Source organism: Nannocystis sp. RBIL2, assembly GCF_026626745.1.
Classification (GTDB): Bacteria; Myxococcota_A; Polyangia; order Nannocystales; family Nannocystaceae; genus Nannocystis.
Genome location: NZ_JAPNJW010000001.1, coordinates 1,336,193 through 1,351,839, shown reverse-complemented (window position 1 = coordinate 1,351,839; position 15,647 = coordinate 1,336,193). Strand labels below are relative to the sequence as shown.

The window sequence follows — 15,647 nt, the reverse complement described above, 5'->3', positions numbered from 1 at the left end:
GCCCCCGGCGGGCGACCCGGGCCCGGCCGAGAAACATTTGTGAGGCTCGATACAATCACGGCAGTTGTGCCATTTTCGCCGACAGGCCGAATGCAGCGAACAATACCGTAGGACCCCCCGATTGGGCGGCCTCATGCGTCGACGCGGGCGCCGCCCGGGGCCTGGCGCACGTTCCTGTATGCGCAGACAGACGTTGTTTCGCGGGCGGAGCCCCAGCGCGGGCGGCGGTCGATGCATCTGCAACGACGGCGAATTATACCGCCGCGGCCGCGAGAGATCGCGCGGCGGGTGGTGCGAGGCCGGCCGGCCACACCGCCGGAGTGCGCCCTTCACGCAGGTCGGGCCTGCTAGCCTCAGGCCATGACGCGCAAGGAGTTGATCGAGACGATCCGCCGCCAGCTCGACGAGAGCGGCGGTCCGGAGCTGTCCGTGGGGGCGACGGGCAAGGTGGTCGACGCGGTGTTCGCCGCGGTGGCCGAGAGCCTGCGGCGGGAGGGGCGCTACGTTCACCCGAATTTCGGTTCGTTCTCGGTCCACGTGACCCAGGCGCGGCCCGGGCGCAACCCGAAGACGGGGGAGGCGATCGAGATCCCCCGCAGCGAGACGGTCCGGTTCAAGCCGGCGCGCGAGCTCAAGGCGGCGCTGGAGGCCTAAACAGTCCCGGAGGGCAGGTTCTTCAGGACATGTTCTTTGAGCAAGTAGCCGAAGCCGGCGTTGCGTAGGCGGACCAGCAGCGCCGGGACCTCGACGCCGAGGGACTCGGCCGTGCGCGCGAGGTCCCAGTGGTGCTGCGCCAGCTTCTCGAGCAGATAGGCGCGCCGGACCTGGGCCGCCGACAGGCGGAAGGTCTTGCAGTACTCGAGCTCGCCGCTGTCGCGCACGATGGCCTCGCCGATGTGGTTGTCCTCGTCGGGCCGCAGCGCCGACATGAAGCGGCGCAGGCGGAACGGGCCGGTCCGGTGGACCGTCTTCCAGCGCAGAGTCTCGCGCAACACGCCCGCGGCCATGTCGGCGGTGAAGGCGGTCCAGTCGGCGCGGGCGCGGGCGACTGCGGCGCGCAGGCCGGCGAGGTCGGAGATCTCGGCCTCGCGCACGGCGACGCGGTGGGCCGGGACGTCGTCGTAGAGGATCGCGTACTGGTAGACGAGCTCGCCGAAGAAGTCGCGCACGAGGCTGCGGTGCAGCGCGCGGTAGTCGTCGGGGTGGGGGAACACGACCATCGCCGCCAGGGCGTCGGCGACGAACACGAGGGCGCCGACCTGGCGCTCGTGGATCTCGAACATCCGCACGGCGTCCTCGAGGCCGTGGACGTAGCTGCCGAGCACGGCGCGCTCGCGCCGCGGCGACAGGCCGTGGCTCAGCGCCTGTCGGCTGTACTCGCTCCAGGCGACGTCGGGGCCGCCGAAGTGCAGCGACAAGAAGCCCTCCATCGCCAGGTGCAGCGGCAGGAACCGCAGCGCGCCCGGCTCTTCCTGGCGGACCATGCGGTGGAGCACGCGCACGCCGCCGACCTCGCGCAGGCCGAGCTGCTTGTCGGTCAAGGCCGCGCCGCGGGCGGCCACGGCGGTGCCGTCGCTCGACCAGCGCAGGACGTAGGCGTGCGGGATGTACGAGCAATAGGCGACCGTCGGGGCGTCGGCCTGGCCGCGCAGGCCGACGGCGTGGGGGCGCCGGTCCTTGAACTCGAGTGTCCCGAGGCGCAGGTCCTCACGGACATGTTCTTTGAGCAAGGGGACGAGGCGCACCGCGCCGAACGCCTGCGCCGGGGCGACCTGCAGGCCGCGCAGGCCGAGGCCCTCGCTGGTGTCGTCGAACTTCACGCGCCCTCCTCCAGCGGCGCGACTTCGGCCCGGCGCAGGAACACGTCGACGCGGCGGGCCAGGTAGTCCTCGAGCTCGCCCAGGGAGAGGTCGCCGGCGGCGAAGCGGGCGAACGCCAGCGCGGTCGGCAGGTCCTCGGCGTCGCGCAGGCCGAGGGTCGGGACGCCAGGGCCGAGGCGCCGCGGGCCCAGCTCGGGGGCATCGAAGACGGGGTTGATGTGGACGATGGTGGTGCGGCCCTCGGGGTCGAGGCGGGCCTTGAACACGCGGCAGACCTCGCCGGCGCCGCCGGTGGGGTCGTTGTCGAAGCCGTCGGAGACGACGACGACGAGCTCGGGCCGGGCCTCGAGCGCGTCCAGCAAGGGACCGGTGAGGTCGGTCTGGCCGCGCGGGCCGGCCAGCAGCGGGTCGCCTTCGGCAGGTGTCCAAAAGGACATGTACTCGGCGCTCGCGGCCCGCAGCAAGGCGTCGATCCCGAGCGCGACCGCCAGCGAGCGGCGCGGCTTGTCCGGCGAGCCGGTGGTCGAGTAGGAGCGGTCGAGGACGGCGGCGACGCGGCCGAGCGCGAGCGGGGCCTCGCGCAGGCAGCGACGCGCGGCGCCGTCGAGGGCGGCCTGCAGCTCGGCCCGTCGCTCGCGTCGCTCGGCGGAGGGTAAGGAGAGCAGATAGATCGCCACGCGCGTGAGGCCGGCGCGCGCGAGGTCGATCGCCAGCTCCTTCACGCCCTCGCGCGCGGCGGTGTTCTGCAGGCGCAACCGCTCGAGCGCGGTCAGGCGCGGGGCGATCTTCCGCAGGAACACGGCCCGGTCGATGTTGCGGCGGGCCGCCATGCCCTCGGCGACGGTGAACGGCAGCTCGTACATCGCCTCGTCGCTGAAGTGGGCCTGGCGGAAGGTCTCGAGCAGCGGGGTGGCGTAGCGGCGCTGCTTCCAGCCCTTGAACAAAAAACCGCCGAGCTCGCCGGGCAGGCGCAGGTGGGTGTGCAAGATCAGGTCGCGCAGCTTGTCGCGGTACTTGATGGCGTCGAATTGCAGATCTGGCCGCGAGGACAGGAAGTCGCGGACGATGGCGCGCAGCCGGCGGTTGTTGACGCCGCGGGCGCGCACGGCCAGGAGCGCGCGGTAGGCCCGCGGGGCCGGCAGGGAGCGCAGGGCGGCGACCACCAGCCGGCCCTCGTCGCGCCGCTCGCCCGGCCCCAGGTGGCGCGAGCTGGCCAGCAGCTCGGTGACTATCCGGGCGCGGTTGAAGTGGTTGACGCCGGCGGCGAGGGTGCGGGCGTAGAGCCGGCGGTAGTTGCCGCGGATGTAGTCGTGGAGGAACTCGATCGAGACGGTCTGCGCGTGGCCGTCGCTGTAGAACTCCCGCTGGCCGGTGCAGCAGAAGCAGGCGTTGAGGAACACGACCAGGTCCTCGCAGGTGACCCGCGCGGCGGCGGCGTGACGGGTCTCGGCGGACATGGTCATCGGGACAGGTAAGCCGCCCGGGGAAGGAGTGCTCGACTGCTTAGCGCAGCTCCAGATGCCGAATTCGGAAGTCGAACGGAAGTCCCGCGGGCGGCCCGTCGAGCCTACCACGCGGCCATGCGCGGCGTGGCGACGGACGGGTGCTCACGGGCGCGCAGGGCCTCGCGGGCGCTCGCGGGCGCTCGACCTCAGCGGCGGCGCACGAAGTAGGTGCGCATGTTGCCGCGCCCCTTGAGCGCGACCTCGCCGCGCTCCTCGATCTCGTAGCGATTCGGGTCGATCAGCGCGTGGGTCGACTGGCTGATCTGCAGGTGCATCGGCTGGCTGGTGGTCTCCATCCGGCTGGCGATGTTGACCGTGTCGCCGTACAGGCAAAACCGCGGCATCTTGGTGCCGACCACGCCGGCGACCACGGGGCCCGAGTTGACGCCGATCCGGATCTGCAGCGGCGCGCCGGTCGGCAGGGCCATGCCATCGACGGCCTCGAGCATGTCGAGGCCGACGTCGCAGATCGCGTCGGCGTGGCGCGGGTTGGGGTCGGGCACGCCGCCGGCGATGACGTAGCAGTCGCCCACGGTCTCGATCTTGTAGACGGGGTGGCGCTCGATCAGCGCGTCGAAGCGGGTGTAGAGCCGGCCGAGCAGCTCGAACACCTCGAGGGGCGAGTGGTCGCTGGCCGCCCGCGTGTAGTCGACGATGTCGCAGAACAGGACCGTGACCTGCGGATAGTGATCGCCGACGACGCTGCGGCCCTCGCGGAGGGTGTTGGCGACGCTCTGCGGCAGCATGCTGTAGAGCAGGTCGTCGCTGCGCCGCTTCTCGTCGGCGAGCGCGGCGGCGGCGCTCTCGGCCAGGAGGCGCGCGTCCTCCAGCTGGCGCTGCAGGGCGCGCAGCGAGACGTGGGTGGCGACGCGGGCGAGCAGCTCCTCGAGGTGGAACGGCTTGGTGACGTAGTCGACGCCGCCGACCTCGAAGGCGCGGATCTTGTCGAGCACCTCGTCGCGGGCGCTCATGAAGATGACGGGGACGTCGCGGGTGTCGGCCTGGGCCTTGAGCTGCTGGCAGACCTCGTAGCCGGTCATACCCGGCATGTTGATATCGAGGAGCACGAGGTCCGGCGCGGCCGCGGCCGCGGCCTGCAGCGCCTGCGGGCCCGAGGTCACTGGCCGCACCTTGTAGCCCTGGGCGGCCAGCATCTCGGTCAAGATCCGGAGGTTCACGAGGGTGTCGTCGACGACCAGGATGTCGCCGCGCACGGGCTGATAGGACTTCTCGCTCATGGGCCACCTCCGGCGGCTTGTAACGCGTGCCGGGTCAGGTCGATAATCGCGGCGTAGTTGTACTGTTCGAGCATGTCCGAAAGGACAGTGGCGGCCTGCGGCGCCTGGGCGCGGACGAAGTCGATCATGCGCGCGATGGTGAACACGTCGGCCTGCAGGCAGGCCTGCTCGAGCGCCGACAGCCACGGCGACGGCAGCCCGTGCAGCGCGGTCGCGTCGACGCGAGCGATCGACGGGGCGTCGTCGTAGACATAGGTGACGCCGAGCCGCTCGCCGAGCTTGTCGAACACTTGATGCAGCTGCAACGGCTTGCGCAGGAAGTCGTCGCAGCCGGCCGCGCGTGCGGTCGCCTCGTCGGCTTCGAAGGCGCTCGCCGTGAGGGCGACGACCACCGTCTCGGCGCCCCACGGGCTCTGCTTGATCTGCTGCGTGGCCTCGATGCCGCTGACTCCGGGCATGCGCATGTCCATCCACACGAGGTGCGGACGCCAAGTCTCGCACAAGTGGATGGCCTCGCGCCCGTCGGCGGCCTCGCGAACCTCGAATCCGACCCGCGAGAGCGCCTGCACCAGCAATTGCCGGCTCTGCCAGCGATCCTCGGCGACGAGGATCCGCGGCGCCTCCTGGCCAGCGACGAGGCCGAGGATCTTGCGCGCCGACCGCCGCGGATCGTCGGCGCCGCGCCCGAGACCCACCGGCAAGGTGAGGGTGAGCTGGTCTGGCGCGACGTGGTACTCGCCGCCCAGCTGGTTGGCGATGGCGACCGCCAGCTCGGGGCCGCGACCGGGCTCGTCGGTCTGCAAACCGGCGTCAGTGCGGACGAACGAGCGCAGACGCAGGTCGGCGAGGTCGATGCCGGGGGCGCGGATGTCGAAGCGCAGCACGCCGGTGCCCGGCGCGGCCCCCGGCTCCATGCGCACACGGACGACGATGAGGTCGCGGCGCGGGACCTCGAGCACGTTGCCGAGCAGGAGCAGGAGCAAGTGACGCAGGCGGACCTGGTCGGTGCGGACGCGCCGCGGGAGATCGGTCGCGCGATCGATGCGCAGGGCGACCTCGGCGCCGGCGGCTCGTAGACACAACATGTCCGCGAGGTCATCCAGCAAGTAGTGCAGGTCGAAGCCGACCTGGCCGGCGCCCTCGTCGGTGCCGCCGGTGAGCTCGTCGATCAGCGCGAGCAGCTGCTCGCCGCTGCGGTGAATGACCTCGATGTGGGCCCGCTGCTCGGCGCTCAGCAGGACGTCCTCGCGGAGCAGGTGCGAGAACCCGAGGATGGCGTTCAGCGGGGTGCGCAGCTCGTGCCCGAGATCGGAGAGGATCGCGGTGCGCGTGCGCAAGGCGGCGTGGAGCCGCGCCTCGACCCGCTCGAGGGCCGCGAGCGCGGCGGGGGTTTCTTCGCGCTCGGTGAACTCCCCGACGTAGTAGCGGAGGGCGGCGATCTCGTCGTTGAGCGCGAGGGGATCGTCGGCGTCGTTCACGGATCTCCTGCGGTCCGAGTATGCCCGAACCGGCCCGCGTGGGGCGGTCTTTCAAGGGCTTCAGACCCCGTTCCGCGCCGGCGGAGGAGGACCTGCAGGGCGCGTCGCGGCGTGGACGCCGAGATCCCCACGCCGGCCACATGGCGCGAGGAGGCCCGCTCTCGGGGCGAAGAGCGGCCGTGCGCGCGGGCGCCGCTTGACCCGCCGTCGCGTCGAGGGCGATCGTGCGCGCCATGTCGGATCCCGTCATCGTCGTCACCGGCGCCACCGGTTTCCTCGGGCGTGAGCTCGTCCATCACCTGCTCGCCACGGAGCCGACGACGCGCCTGGCGCTGCTCGTGCGCGGTCGCGACGAGGCGCAGGCGAAGGCGCGCGGCGCCGAGGTGCTGCGCGACCGGCTGTCCGGCGAGGCGCTGGCCGCGGCCGAGCGGCGGGTCGAGATCGTGCGGGCCGACCTCGAGCGCGACAACCTCGGGCTCGACCCCGCGACCTACGCGGGGCTGGCAGGCCGGGCGACTGGGATTATCCACGGGGCGGCGTCGGTCAGCTTCTCGCTGCCGCTCGAGCAGGCGCGGGCGATCAACGTCGAGGGCACGAGCCGCGTGCTCGACCTGGCCAGGGCGGCCGAGTGCTCGTTCGACTACATCGGCACCGCCTACGTGGCGGGCGACCGCAGCGGCACCGCGCTCGAGACGGAGCTCGACATAGGCCAGCCGTTCCACAACACCTACGAGCAGACCAAGCTCGAGTCGGAGAAGCTGGTGCGCGCGCGCGCCGGGGAGCAGCGGGTGACGATCTATCGCCCGAGCATCATCGTCGGCGACTCGCGCACGGGCCGGACGTCGAGCTTCAAGGTGCTCTACTGGCCGCTCAAGATCTTCGCCCGCGGCTTCCGCTGGGCGCCCGGCCGACCGGACGCGGTGATGGACGTGGTGCCGTCCGACTTCGTGGTCCAGGCGGTGTGTCACCTGCGCAAGCAGACAGGTCCTTCGGGACAGGCGTACCACCTGTGCGCCGGCCCCGAGCGCGCGGCCACGCTCGAGCAGCTGAGCACGGCGGCGAGCCAGTTCTTCGGCTGCAAGCCGGCGGTGTTCGTGAAGCCGGGCCTGTTCGTGCGCGCGCGGCCGTTCATCGACCGGTTCACGTTCGGCCGCCTGAAGCGGATCCTGACCACCGGGCGGGTCTACACGCCGTACCTGTCGCTGCAGCTGTGGTTCGACACGTCGCACACGCGGGCGGCCCTGGCGGGCACCGACATCGCCGCGCCGGGGGTCGAGGCGTTCTTCCTCAATCAGCTCCGCTTCGCCCGCGACACCGACTTCGGCAAGAAGCTGGCGCACCCGGACGCGTGACGCGAGCGCGAGCGAGCAGGCGCTAGACCGTGACGCGGCGGTGGTAGGCCGCCCATTCGAGCGCGATCAGCAGGACCGCGGCGAGCAGCAGCAGGGCCCACAGCGGCTCGTCGCGCACGGGCACGGGCGCGGCCGCGTCGCCGGCGAGGGCGCCCTGCGGCAGCTCGCCGAGGCGATCGTGAAGATCGGAGGCAGCGACGCTGGCTTGATTGACTGCCACCAACACCTCGGCCCCGGCAGCCGCGCCGTCGACGGCGCGCACGCGGTAGATGCCGGGCTGCATGGCGCGCAGGCGGAACACGCCGGTGGCGTCGACGGGCACGGTCGTCGGGACTTCGGCGGGCTCGGGGCCGCGGACCTCGACCTGAGTCAGCTCTTGCGCGCCGAGGCCGATCTCGGCGGCGGCGACGGGACGGCTGGGACCGACCGGCACGCTGGCGACGAAGCCGGGGCGGGCCTGCTCGAAGTAGCTGATGATGTTGGCGACGAGGATCGGGAAGGCTGTCCGCAGGGGCAGGTCGGTCTGGCGCGGATCGAAGCCGAGCGCCAGCACTGCCCGCGGCCGCCGACCGTCGCCGCCGAGCTCGTGGCGCAGGACCACCAGCGGCTCGCCGAGGCTGCGCACCAGCACCGTGTCGCCCGGCTCGGTGGCGAAGCGGGTGCCGCGGCGGAGGTTCACGTCCTTGAGGACGACGCCGTCGAGCAGCGGGTGCTCGCGGTGCTGCTCGGTGAGGAAGGGGCGGGCGAGCTCGCCGGCGCCGTGGATCGGGGCGGCGTCGGGGGCGACCCGCGCGGGGTCGAAGATCACGAGGTCGCCGGGCGGCAGCGGGTCGGGCAGCGGGCGATCGCCGACGTCGATGATGACGAGGTCGGCCTCGGCCAGCGACGGGTGCGAGGTGGCCTCGGATGGGCCGAGCCCGGTGAGCTGGATGTGCTCCTGCAAGGTGAGCAGGGCGGCCTCGAGGAACAGGTCGCTGCCGTCAGTGACGAGCACGACCTTGAACGGCGGCAGCGGCGGGACCACGGCGTAGGCGCGGTCGTCGTCGGGCGGGCCGAGCAGCTGCGGATCGGCGCCTGGCTCGAGGGACAGGTTGGCGACGAGCCGGGTGCGCGCGGCGTCGAGCTCGCGCAGGACCTCGCGCCGCCGCTCGCCGGGGCCGAGCTGCACTGCCTGCCGCCCGACCACGAGGCCGTCGGCCTGGACCTCGAGCACGGCGCTGGCCGGGCCGTCGCCGAGGTTGTGGACCTCGGCCAGGACCTCGATGCGCTCGCGGTCGCCGGGGTAGCGGCGGGCGGCGAAGGCGACCAGCGCGAGGTTGTCGGCCGGGCCGCCGGCGCGCGCGACCTGGCACGGGATCGCGGCGGCCTCGGGGCTGTCGGAAGAGACATGTCCCGAGATGCAGGCGGCGAGGGCGTCGCCGGCGCCCTCGTCGAGGGCGCCGTCGGTGAGGACGAGGATCCGCCCGCCGGCCTGACCGGCCAGGGCGGCGCGGGCGAGCGCGAGGGCGCGGCCGAGGTCGGCCTCGGCGGGGCCGGGGACGATGTCGTCGAGGGCGCGCAGCAGCGGCGCGGCGTCGCGGCCGAGCGGGCCCGGGACCTCGACCTCGGCGCCGGCGGCGATGACGAGGGCGCGATCGGTCGGCCCGAGGCCGACGATCTCGGCGCGGGCGCGGCGGAGCAGGACGTCGAGGCGCGTGAGCCCCGGCTCGCCCGCGGCCGGCGCGGCAACGCTGGCCGAGCGGTCGATCACGATCGCCACGGTCTGCGGGTCACGCAGCCAGCTCTCGGGCCGCGGATCGCCGAGCGCGGCGCACAGGAGCGCGAGCAGGACCAGCTGCAGCAGCCAGCTCAGCAGCCGCCGCAGCTTCTTCCACAGCCTCCGCGTGTCGCTCTCGCGCGTGACCTGCTGCCACAGCGCGGCGAACGGGACCACGACCTGGCGCCGGCGCATGCGAAGCAGGTACAGCGCAGTGATCGCGGCGGCCCCGGCGGCGAACACCGGGAGTATTTCGGGCCATGTCCATCCGGACAGGGTCATCGGAGCAGGCCTCCGACCCGGAACATGCGCAGGACGAGCTCGTCGAACGGGACGCTGGTCTCGGCGCGGAAGTAGGGGATCCCGCGGCTGCGACAGCTGGTGGCGAGGGCCTGGCAGAACTTCTCGTGGGCGTCGGCGTAGGCGCGCAGGGCCGCGGGGCTGAGGGTGACCTCGCGGGCGTCGCCGCCCTCGACGTCGAGGAGGGTGACGTCGCCGCGCAAACCGCTGAGCTCGGGGTGGGCCTCGCGCGGGTCGATGACCTGGATCGCCACCGGCTCGTGCTTGCGGAAGCGCAGCAGGTTGAGGCCGTCGAAGGCGCCCTGCAGGTCGTAGAAGTCGCTGAGGACGACGGTCAGGCCGGGCTGTGTGCTCTCGGCGGCGAGCCGGCCGCAGGCGGCGCGCATGTCGGTCGGGCCGCCGCGCGGGGCGGTGCGCAGGAAGTCGAAGACGCGGAAGATCCGCCCCTTGCCGCGCACCGCCGGCAAGGTGGTGTGCAGCTTGCGGCTCATGCACGTGAGGCCGACGCGGTCGAGGTTGGCGAGGCCGACGTAGGCCAGCGCGGCCGCGACCTGCTGGGCGTAGCGCAGCTTGCTGCCGCCCGAGGTCGACATCGAGTCGCTGATGTCGACGGCGATCCGGATCGGCAGGTCCTCGTCCTCCTCATAGAGGCGGACGAGGGTCTGCTCGAGGCGCATGAGCACGCCCCAGTCGAGGTTGCGGATGTCGTCGCCGGGGCTGTACTCGCGGTGGTCCGCGAACTCGAGGCCGCTGCCGACCTTGCGCGTCTTGCGTTCGGCGCGCTGCTTGCCGCGGAACAGTCGGCGCGCGATCACCTGCAGCAGCTCGAGCTTGGCCAGGAAGGCCTCGCCGAACAGCTCGTCGTCGGCGGCGGCGGGGGCGGCGGGCCGCTCGGGCTGCGGGCTCTCGCTGCGCTTCCAGAAGGCCAAGCGATCAGCTCCGCGACCGGTCGGCGTCGGCGGGGACGCTGGTGAGCACCTGGCCGATGACCTTGTCGATGGCGATGCCCTCGGCCTCGCCCTCGAAGTTGAGGATCACGCGGTGACGCAGGGCCGAGGGCGCGACGGCCCGGACGTCGTCGATCGACGGCGACTTGCGGCCGTCCATGACGCAGCGGATCCGGGCGGCCAGCAGCACCGCCTGGGCGCCGCGCGGGCTGCCGCCGAAGCGGACGTAGCGCTTGACGAGATCGGTGGCGCGGGCGTCGTCGGGGTGGGTGGCCCGCAGCACGCGCACGACGTACTCGGCGACGCTGGGGACGACCGGGACTGCGCGCACGAAGCGGCGCATCTCGAGCAGCGTGGGGCCGTCGAGCACCGGCCGCGCCGCGGCGCTCTTGGTGCCGGTGGTGCGATCGAGGATCGCCAGCAGCTCGCGCTCGCCGGGGAAGGGGACGTCGATCTTGAAGAGGAAGCGGTCGAGCTGGGCCTCGGGCAGCGGATAGGTGCCCTCCATCTCGAGCGGGTTCTGGGTGGCGAGGACGAGGAACGGTTCGGGCAGCGGGCGCGTCTTGCCGGCCGCGGTGACCTGGGCCTCGGCCATCGCCTCGAGCAGCGCCGACTGGGTCTTCGGGGTGGCGCGGTTGATCTCGTCGGCGAGGACGATGTGGTTGAAGATCGGCCCCGGCTGGAACGCCAGCTCGCGGCCACCGCCCGGACGGTCGACCAGCACCGAGGTGCCGACGATGTCGGCCGGCATGAGATCCGGGGTGAACTGGATGCGGGCGAAGGACAGGTCGACCGCGGCCGCGAGGGTCCGGATCATCAGCGTCTTGCCGAGACCCGGGACGCCTTCGAGGAGGCCGTGTCCGCCGGCGAGGAGGCAGGTGATGATGCCCCGGAGCACGTCGTCCTGGCCGACGATGACGGTCTGGACCTCGCGCAGGAGGTCGGCAAGGCGGTGCTGCAGGGCTTCGAGGTGCGCTTGCGTGTCGGCGATCGTCATGCGAGGGCCGGGAGAGCATACACGGCCGCCGGCCGCAGAGCCCGACGCGTCGCACTTCGGGGCGCAAAAGCGCTCGCACCGCCACGTGGCCGCGGACAGGTGCGCGTGAGGACGCTCGTGCCGGCGGCGCGAAACCCGACGCCGCGGGTGTGGCTATCGTTCGCCCCAGAGACGAAGGCCGCATGCGCTACGAAGGCAAGATCTTCCGCCCGCCGTCCGAGGCCGATGCGTACATCCTGCAGGCGACGATCGGGTGCTCGTGGAACCGCTGCACCTACTGCGACATGTACAGCGACAAGGTCTACCGCGAGCGCGAGACCGACGCGTGCCTCGAGGACCTGCGCACGGCCGCGGCGATCGCCAAGAACCGCGTCGACAAGGTGTTCGTCGGCGACGGTGACGCGCTCGGGATGCCGACCGATCGCTGGCTGGCGATCCTCAAGGCCGCGGACGCCGGGTTCCCGCGCCTGCGCCGGGTGTCGTGCTACGCGACCGCGATCAACATCCTCAAGAAGACGCCCGACGAGCTGGCGGCGCTGCGCGCGGCCGGGCTGTCGCGGCTCTACATCGGGCCCGAGTCGGGCGACGACGCGACCCTGAAGCGGATCGCCAAGGGCTCGACCTTCGCCGAGCACGTGGCCGCGGCCGAGCGCGCGCGCGCGGCGGGGATCGAGCTCAGCGTGATCGTGCTGCTCGGGATCGCCGGCACCGAGCGCGCCTGCGAGCACGCGTCCGCGACCGCCCGCCTGATCACCGCGATGGACCCGGCGTTCGCGTCGGCGCTGACGACCACGGTGGTGCCGAAGACGCCGCTGCACACGCTGCAGACCCGCGGCCGCTTCGCGCTGCCGTCGGTGGTCGAGATGCTCCGCGAGCTGCGGATCATCGTCGACGAAGCCCGCCCCACCGACGCGCTGTTCCGCACCAACCACGCGTCGAACTACCTGGCCATCGGCGGCCGCCTGCCGCGCGACCGCGCGACGATCCTGGCGACCATCGACAGCGCGATCGCGGGCGAGGTGACGCTGCGCCCCGAGTGGGCCCGCGGGCTGTAGCGCCGGGCCCATCGGGGACATGCTCCCGAGAGCATGTCCGAAAGAGAATGTGCAAAAGGACATGCTCTTCGGAGCATGTCCTTCAGGGCTGGGACGGCGGCACGAAGGCGCTGTCGCTCGCGCCGGCGACCGAAATTCGGTGAGCGGGCGAGCGCCGGGCCGTCAGTCGGCCAGGCAGAGCGTCGGCTCCATCGGATCGGCGCCCTTGCCGGCGGCGCAGGAGATCGTGCACGGGTCGCCCGTGCAGTCGACGGCCGCGGTGAGCTTGACGGTGCGGCCGTGGCCCGGCGGCTCCATCACGAACTCGAGCGGGGAGGTGACGAGGCTGGTGCCCTTCTGGTCGAGCGCGTCGATGTAGACGCGGTCGAGGTCGTCGCCGGCGATCTGGCGATCGGGGTCGATGATGGCGTTGTAGCCCATGACGGACGCCTCCTCGGGGTCGCAGTCGAAGTCGTAGGTCAGCAGCTCGCTCAGGCCTTCCTTCTCGTAGGTGGCGACGCGGAAGTTGGTGACCGGGACGTCGCTGCACATGCCGAAGCCGCCGTTGAGCAGCCAGCGCACCAGGATCTTGGCCGGGGTCGGCGACATCGTCACCACGTCGGCGGTGTTCTCGGCGCCGGAGGTGACCTCGGCGATGTCGGCCGGATCGTTGTCGAAGTTGTCGGTGACGATGACCTTCTCGGCGTCGACACCGCTGACCTTGACGTTGTAGCGGCCGGCGATGAGGCCCGTGAACTCGGCCTGGCCATCCTCGCAGTCGACGATCTCCTGATCGATCAGGTCGCCCGCGGCGCCGCTGGCGGAGTACTTGTAGAGCTCGACGGTGACGTCGGTGACGGCGAGGACGCTGCAGTCGACGTTCGCGCCGATCTTGAACGGGACGATGAGAGAGCCGGGCGGGTCGTCGCCCCCACAGGCGGGCGCTGCGACGAGGGCGGTGAGGGCGAGGGTGCTGACGAGGAGACGAGTGCGCATGGGAAGGTTCTCAGGGTACGAGCGTGGGCGCAGGGACGCCGGCCGACCGACCTGTGTTCACGGCCGGCTCGCCCCACCCGCGGCATGGTACCGACCCACGCCGGCGTGACAACAAATCCGTCCGGCTCGCCCTGCGAAGGCCGCCGCGCGTGCGCCTAGTCGCGGATGTAGCGGTGCGCGACCGCCCGCACGTTACGATCGCTCAAGACGTGAAACACCCGGAGACGCTTGAGCGCGACCGGGGACAGCTGCCCCAGCGGGACGTAGACGATCTTCTTGTCCATGCGCTGCGCGAGCTGGCGCAACGCCGGGCGCGGCGGCGTGGCCGCCACGTAGACGACCAGGCGCTCGGCCGAGTAGTCGAGCGCGGCCCGTAACAACACCTCGGCCTTGGTGCGAGCCTCTCCGAAGTGCGGGTCTTCCCACACCCCGAACATCTGCCCGGGCGGGCGATTGAGGAGGAACCCGCCGTAGAGCGCGCGGCCGATGCCGGGGCCGACGAGCTGCGCGAACGGGTCGCTGGCGTACAGCGCCATGTCGCCCTCGTCCTCGTGCTCGCCCTGCCAGGTCATGTGCCAGCTGAACTTCGGCTCGGCCTCGTCGTCGTCCTCGGGCACCAGCGGCTCGTCGTCGAAGATCACCACGACCGCGCCCGGCTTGCCGCGCACGAGCTGCTCGATGCGGACGTAGATCTTGCCCTGATGCCAGTTCCGCACGGTCTCGCGGACGTCGACGCCGTCGAACAGGCTGGTCGAGAAGGGCGCGACCTGAGTGTGCGCGTCGGACAGCACGCGCTCGGTGCGCTTGCGCAGGAACGCGCCGTAGTGCTCGAGCGCGAGGTCCTCCGGCGGATACGAGCAGATGCTGTCGCCGCTGAAACGTTCGGCCCACTCGCCCTTGCGCCGCTCCTTCTCTCGCGGCCGCACGATCTTCATCAGCCGACGCCGCCGCTGCATGAGCTTCGGGTGGAAGTGGATCGTGCGCACGCGGTCGTGGAGGTCGCGCAGCGAGAGGTCGAGCGGCGGCAGCTCGGGCCGCACCGCCTGCCACGGATAAGCCGTCGCGACCTCCCAGACCTCCTGGGCGTAGGTGTCGTCGACGAAGCCGCGCGCGGCGACCACGAGCTGGTAGAGGTCGGGCGCGATCGCCCCTTCCTCGAGCGCGTAGGCGTGGGCGTAGCGCAGCAGGCGGAGGATCGCGCCGGGCCGGAGATCGCCGCCGGTGCGCTCGCGGTAGCGCGTCCGCGCCTGCTGGCAGATCGCCAACAACAGGCCGGTGCGCCCGGTGACCCGCGGCCGCTCGTCGTGCGGATCGGGCGGCGAGGGCGTGCGGAACGGGTCCTGGATCGGAGCCTGGCGCGCCCGCGTGAACAGGTCGAGCACCGCGCCGGCGCTCGCCGGGCTCAGCGCCGAGGGCGGGGCGCTGCCGCGGCTGCGCTCGTACGCGGCCTGAAGGAAGGCCGGCTCGCCGAGCACCTCGGCGCTGGACTGTTCGGACAGGTGCCAAAGGACATGTCCTTCGCGCCTGGTGAGCCGACGCAGCGGGGCCGGCGGCGCGGCGCCCTCGGCCAGCAGCGGGCCGAGGCGAGCGACCAGGCCGCGCGCGTGGTGCAGCCCGCAGACGACCAGGACGGCGGCGTCGGGCAGGTTCTGACGCAGCGCGAGAGCTGCGACCGAGCCGGCCATGAAGTCCTCGCGCGGGTCGTCGGCGGCGGCGCGCGGGCTGCACGAAGCGGCGGCGAGGGCGGCGCGCAGCCAGGCGGCGGCGCCGACCGACTCGGCGCTGGCGACGTCGGGCAAGTGATCGCGGGCCGACGGATAGTCGGCGACCTCGCGATCGACGAGGTGAAAGGGGATCCCGAGCTCGGTCGCGCGCCGCACCGCTTCGATCAGCGGATCCGCGGGCTCGACCACCAGGTACTGCGGGCGCCCGTGCTGGGCCTCGTTCGGGACCTCGAGCGCGCTGAGCAGCGGCAGGCGAGCGATCGCGCGGGCGAGCGGCTCGCCGATGCCCGCCGGCAGCTCGACCGCGATCGCGGCCGGGCTGAATTTTTCGATTGCGCGGCGGACCATCTGCGCGCACTCGAGCCGGCCGTGCAGCACCGGCAGGACGACGACGCCGGGCAGGATCATGTCGAGCTCGGCCAGCTCGTCGCGCGAGAGGCTGAGCGGGTCCGGCCAGGCCGGGCGGTAGGTCGCGGCGGCGTCGTCGAACATGGCCGAAA

The 15,647-nt window shown here is 72.3% G+C and carries 12 protein-coding genes; 3 read left to right on the top strand and 9 right to left on the bottom strand.

From position 1 onward, the window contains the following. Positions 1–360: 360 nt before the first annotated feature. Positions 361–654, top strand: coding sequence for an HU family DNA-binding protein (locus OV090_RS05325; protein WP_267702382.1), 294 nt, complete (start codon positions 361–363; stop codon positions 652–654). Here OV090_RS05325 and OV090_RS05320 read toward each other — a convergent pair. The 4 genes from OV090_RS05320 to OV090_RS05305 all read right to left on the bottom strand — a co-directional run bounded on the left by OV090_RS05320 (position 651) and on the right by OV090_RS05305 (position 6,041). Beyond that, positions 651–1,820, bottom strand: a complete 1,170-nt coding sequence (locus tag OV090_RS05320) for a hypothetical protein (RefSeq protein WP_267702381.1) — start codon at positions 1,818–1,820, stop codon at positions 651–653. The genes OV090_RS05325 and OV090_RS05320 overlap by 4 nt on opposite strands. Further along, positions 1,817–3,277: a hypothetical protein gene (locus tag OV090_RS05315; protein WP_267702380.1), complete on the bottom strand. Its 1,461-nt coding sequence runs from the start codon at positions 3,275–3,277 to the stop codon at positions 1,817–1,819. Before OV090_RS05315 ends, OV090_RS05320 begins: the two co-directional genes overlap by 4 nt. A 194-nt stretch (positions 3,278–3,471) precedes the next feature. Continuing rightward, on the bottom strand, positions 3,472–4,563 hold the full coding sequence (locus OV090_RS05310; protein WP_267702379.1) for an adenylate/guanylate cyclase domain-containing protein: 1,092 nt from the start codon (positions 4,561–4,563) through the stop codon (positions 3,472–3,474). Next, entirely contained in the window at positions 4,560–6,041 is a 1,482-nt protein-coding gene (locus OV090_RS05305) for a hybrid sensor histidine kinase/response regulator (RefSeq protein WP_267702378.1), read from the bottom strand. The genes OV090_RS05310 and OV090_RS05305 overlap by 4 nt, the downstream gene beginning before the upstream one ends. A 233-nt stretch (positions 6,042–6,274) precedes the next feature. Between OV090_RS05305 and OV090_RS05300 the strand changes: the two genes are divergently transcribed. Beyond that, positions 6,275–7,393: an SDR family oxidoreductase gene (locus tag OV090_RS05300; RefSeq protein WP_267702377.1), complete on the top strand. Its 1,119-nt coding sequence runs from the start codon at positions 6,275–6,277 to the stop codon at positions 7,391–7,393. A 22-nt stretch (positions 7,394–7,415) separates the two neighbouring features. On the opposite strand, the gene OV090_RS05295 is transcribed toward OV090_RS05300, so the two are convergent. The 3 genes from OV090_RS05295 to OV090_RS05285 are packed head-to-tail and all read right to left on the bottom strand — an operon-like array spanning position 7,416 to position 11,393. After that, positions 7,416–9,431, bottom strand: a complete 2,016-nt coding sequence (locus tag OV090_RS05295; RefSeq protein ID WP_267702376.1) for a VWA domain-containing protein — start codon at positions 9,429–9,431, stop codon at positions 7,416–7,418. Then, complete coding sequence (locus OV090_RS05290) at positions 9,428–10,378, bottom strand: DUF58 domain-containing protein (protein WP_267702375.1); 951 nt, start codon at positions 10,376–10,378, stop codon at positions 9,428–9,430. The genes OV090_RS05295 and OV090_RS05290 overlap by 4 nt, the downstream gene beginning before the upstream one ends. A gap of 4 nt (positions 10,379–10,382) precedes the next feature. Next, positions 10,383–11,393, bottom strand: a complete 1,011-nt coding sequence (locus OV090_RS05285; protein ID WP_267702374.1) for a MoxR family ATPase — start codon at positions 11,391–11,393, stop codon at positions 10,383–10,385. 182 nt (positions 11,394–11,575) lie between these two features. On the opposite strand from OV090_RS05285, the gene OV090_RS05280 reads away from it, so the two are divergent. Beyond that, positions 11,576–12,448, top strand: coding sequence for a radical SAM protein (locus OV090_RS05280; RefSeq protein WP_267702373.1), 873 nt, complete (start codon positions 11,576–11,578; stop codon positions 12,446–12,448). 162 nt (positions 12,449–12,610) lie between these two features. On the opposite strand, the gene OV090_RS05275 is transcribed toward OV090_RS05280, so the two are convergent. Then, complete coding sequence (locus OV090_RS05275) at positions 12,611–13,423, bottom strand: hypothetical protein (protein ID WP_267702372.1); 813 nt, start codon at positions 13,421–13,423, stop codon at positions 12,611–12,613. A 155-nt stretch (positions 13,424–13,578) separates the two neighbouring features. After that, the gene (locus OV090_RS05270; RefSeq protein WP_267702371.1) at positions 13,579–15,639 is read right to left on the bottom strand and encodes a hypothetical protein; all 2,061 of its coding nucleotides are present in this window, start codon (positions 15,637–15,639) and stop codon (positions 13,579–13,581) included. Between the last annotated feature and the right edge of the window lie 8 nt (positions 15,640–15,647).